General features: G+C 48.2%; 2 protein-coding genes and 1 pseudogene. All 3 read right to left on the reverse strand.

Translation table 11 applies throughout. The features are described 5' to 3' along the window. On the reverse strand, positions 1-379 hold a 379-nt coding region (locus A3754_RS22960; protein WP_197468800.1), incomplete at its 3' end, for a metal-dependent hydrolase. Positions 380-420: 41 nt separating this feature from the next. Then, a complete protein-coding gene (locus A3754_RS22965) occupies positions 421-1287 on the reverse strand; it encodes an SDR family oxidoreductase (protein WP_007150445.1) in 867 nt (288 codons plus the stop codon). A gap of 10 nt (positions 1288-1297) precedes the next feature. After that, positions 1298-1724: pseudogene (locus tag A3754_RS22970) on the reverse strand (FAD-containing monooxygenase EthA); the annotation flags it as partial.

Raw genomic sequence — 1724 nt, forward strand, 5'->3', positions numbered from 1 at the left:
ACTTCTCTAGTATGGCCAAGCCAATTTTGACAAACCGATCTGGCGACTGCATGTCATAGCCGTACTCGGCGAGAATCTGGTTCAGCCTGTCGTGCTCTCGTCCGTGAATGGCCTCCTGCCCCATGAAGCCCGATATGGCCGCCCGTAGAGATTCGTCCTTAACCTGACCACGAAAGTGTCTAACGGACTCCATGAAATAGCGTTCACCAGGTGGGAAAAAACCGGAGAGCATGGCAAAGAAAGTCGTTGCTGTGGCATTTCCAGCATAAAAATACTTTGGAATGGAATCCGGAAATTGAAAATTGATATGACGCGGTGGAATGCCCACCAGCGCGCCGCTGAGTTTCTTAATGCTTTTTACCGTATTAGACGAGCGCATATCGCCTCCAATCAATAATGTGATAGTTAAAGAGAAAAATGTCAGGCCATGCCCTGATGCGTTTTTTTATTTTTGCTGCTTTGCTGTTTTTTAAACATAATTTCAAGCAAGCGTTGGTAGCCTGTGGGTATCAGTCTCTGTGTGGTGTCCAGCATGACCGCGTCACCGCCTACCAAAACTCTTCGCCGGTTTTTCCGCACGCCTTTCAGGATGGTTCTAGCGGCAGCTTCGGGTGTGGTCATGGCAATTTTTTCGAACATGCTGGCAATCTCTTCTTTGTCGCCCATGTTCATGCTGCCCATGTCTCCCATGCGACTATTACGCGCGATGTTAGTCTTTACTCCACCTGGATGAACGCAAGTCGCGCTGACAAGGCCGCCCGCGATATCCAGCTCTTCACGTAATGATTCTGTAAATCCGCGAACAGCAAATTTTGCGGCGTTGTAGGCTGACTGGGTTGGAACACCGATAATGCCGAAAACGCTGGAGATATTGACGATATGGCCTTCACCTATTTTCTGGAGATGGGGAAGAAATGCCTTTGTACCGTATACGACACCCCAGAAATTGATATTCATCAGCCATTCAAAGTTTTCATAGCTCATGTTCTCGACGGTCTCACCCAGTCCCACACCGGCATTGTTCATGATGAGATTTACTTTTCCGTGTGTTGATACGGTATCTTCCGCGTATTGATAAACCGCATTTTTGTTGCTGACATCAACAACATGAGTGCTGATGTTGACGGCGTAGCCTGCCAGTAATTCGACCGTCTTCTCTAGGCTTTCTTCGCTGATATCAGAGATCGCTAAGTGGCAACCTTCTTTTGCTAGAGCAATCGCCGTGGCTTGCCCGATGCCCGACCCGGCGCCAGTGATCGCCGCGACTTTTCCTGAAAATGATTTCATCGTTGCGCCTCTATATTGATGTGTTGCTCAGAAGTTTTTGGACGAGATTGCGTTTCGTTTTATGTAGGTTTGTCGTTTCGAATTTAAGGTGGCCATCATTCATTTTTCCATAACGAAGCGCCGGCAGGTCGTGAAGATAATCGTTGAGGTTTTGCCAAGGATCTTTGTTGCCTTGGCGTGGCAGGCGGTCATCAGCACGTTGAATGTAGCCAGATCGAAGGTTGAGAAAGTTGACATCAGAGCCACACCCTTCCTCGTCGATAGGGGTCACCTTTTCTGCGCCTGTCTTGCGCATATGCTTGAGAAGCCGACAAACAAATTCGGAGGCAATATCTGCCTTGAGGGTCCAGGACGCGTTGGTATAGCCAAAGACCAGTGCCATATTAGGCACTTTTTCAAGCATTAAGCCTTTGTACATCATGGTGTTTGAGAGATTG

This window comes from Alcanivorax sp. HI0083, assembly GCF_001635175.1.